This window comes from Ruegeria sp. BHSB058, assembly GCF_059613285.1.
In genome coordinates, this window is the sequence record NZ_JBXWSF010000174.1 from 1 (window position 1) to 2,163 (window position 2,163).

Annotated in this window: 2 protein-coding genes; both read right to left on the reverse strand. The window is 55.5% G+C overall.

The features are described from left to right. Positions 1–302: 302 nt before the first annotated feature. Complete coding sequence (bhcD, locus tag AC2FNB_RS21100; protein WP_496748686.1) at positions 303–1,283, reverse strand: iminosuccinate reductase BhcD; 981 nt, start codon at positions 1,281–1,283, stop codon at positions 303–305. A gap of 87 nt (positions 1,284–1,370) precedes the next feature. Further along, positions 1,371–2,163: DSD1 family PLP-dependent enzyme (locus AC2FNB_RS21105; RefSeq protein ID WP_496748687.1), on the reverse strand; the 793-nt coding region annotated here is incomplete at its 5' end.

A 2,163-nucleotide genomic window follows, 5' to 3' on the forward strand; every position in this document is an offset into this window, starting at 1 on the left:
CTTTTGCGCCTCCGTGAACTTCGATGCTTTCATGCGATTCCGCTCCTTTCCCAGCCAAGGAAACCTAGCGGAAAAACCCAGCTTCAATCGATCCAGTTTTCAGGAGGCAGAGCACTACAATCCTGCCCCCTACCGGAATCCACCCCATTTGCACGCATGCTAAACCACGCGTCCTATCTTACCGAAACCATGAACCTGAATTCATTCTCTGGACAAACACCGGTCATGCTAGTTTTCGGCCGTGCAAGCCGCTAGCCTGTTTGTGAAAATCCCACGGTAGCACACTGAAGCTAGCGGGCCTCCTAAGCAACTAACCCCAACCCTTGTTCCCTTGCCAGCCGGGCGGCGACTGATGCTACGGCGAGATCTTGCAGCCCGACACCCGTACCATCGAACAACGTTATCTGCTCGTCACTGGTTCGGCCTGGTTTGTCTCCATTGATTACGGCACCAATTGAAGTGATATCATCTGCTGAAATCAGGCCGTTGGCAGTGGCGTGTTGCGCCTCACCGATTGACACGGATTGAGCGACTTCATCGGCAAAAATCGTGGACGCGGCAACGAGGTTTGCATCGACCTCTTGCTTGCCCTTGGTGTCGGTACCCATGCAGGCGATATGGGTTCCGGGTTTGATCCAGTCTTTCATAAGCAACGGCTCAAAAGCAGACGTAATGGTGATGATGACGTCGGCCAGTGCACCCAAGTCTTCTGGTGTAACCACTTCAAACGCCATGCCAAGCTCCTCGGCGACAGCCCCGAGGCGTGGCAGCATGTCTGGATGCGGGTTCCAAGCGACGACCTTTTCAAAATCGCGTTGTTCGGCCGCCGCGCGCAGCTGGAAGGTGGATTGATGACCCGCGCCGACCATGCCCAACACTTTAGCATCCTCGCGTGCCAAATGGGCGATCGAGATCGAGGATGAGGCCGCAGTACGGACTGCCGTGAGATAGTTGCCGCCCACCAGAGCCGCCAGTTTCCCAGTGTCAGGGTCGAACAGGAACACGGTGGACTGGTGATTGGTCAGGCCCTTGTCCATGTTGTTTGGCCAATAGCCGCCCGACTTGACGCCCAACACCATACCGGCGCGATCAAAGCCGGATTTGAAGCCGTAAAGCGCGTCGGCATAGCCGATTGCCTCGCGGACGACAGGAAAGTTATACGCATCGCCACGCGCCATAGCGGCGAAGACCGCCTCGACAGCGTCAAAGGCCTGTTTTCGTCCAACCAGTTTTTCGCACAAGGCTTCGCTTACGATCAGTAGGCCATCCGTTTCTTCAGTCATGTCTGTCACCGTGCTTTCTTTGTTGTGGTCGCAGTGCGGAGATCGGAGAAGAAGGAGCACCGCATCCCAGGTCTCGAGGCTATCTGATCAAAAAGCCTTACCACGGGCCGAAACCGGCCACAGAGCTTCGACCTTTCCATTGCGCACGCCGACATACCAGTCATGGACATTTGCTGTGGGGTCGCAATGGCCAGGCACCAAGCGCAACTTGTCATTGACCTGGAGGACACCTTTCGGGTCCGAGATCACGCCGTGTTCGTCAGAGCATTTGATGTATTCCACATCATTTCGCCCATAGACAAAGGGTAGGCCGCTATCGACGGACTGGGCTTTGAGGCCCGCGTCACAAATGGCTTTGTCGGCCTTGGTGTGGCTCATTACCGAGGTCAGGATGAAAAACGCGTTTTCCCATTCTCCTTGGTCGATGCGGTTTCCATCCTTATCCAGAATGCGGCCATAATCGGCATCCATGAATGCGTACGAGCCGCATTGCAGTTCATTGTAAACGCCCGAGTTGCTTTCGAAATAATACGATCCTGTACCGCCGCCTGAGACCAGCTCGCACTCGATGCCTTCAGTTTTAAGGCCTCCGACCGCGTCCTTGACCATCGCGATGGCGATGTCGAGCTTTTCCTTGCGAGCCTCGTAGGTATCAAGGTGCTGCATCGCGCCCTGATAGGCCTGAATGCCGGTGAATTTCAGGTTTGGAGCGCCCTGAACTGCTTTGGCGATTTCAATCACAGCAGTGGTTGTGGTCACGCCGCAGCGGCCTGCGCCACAGTCAATCTCGATGAAAACCTCCAACTCGGTACCGTATTTCTGAGCCGCTGCCGACAGGTCGGCCACGTTGTCAATATCGTCAACGCAGACAATGATGCGT

Bases quoted from the DNA above. Each gene is read 5' to 3' on its own strand.
- bhcD (WP_496748686.1), bottom strand. From the start codon at position 1,283: ATGACTGAAGAAACGGATGGCCTACTGATCGTAAGCGAAGCCTTGTGC.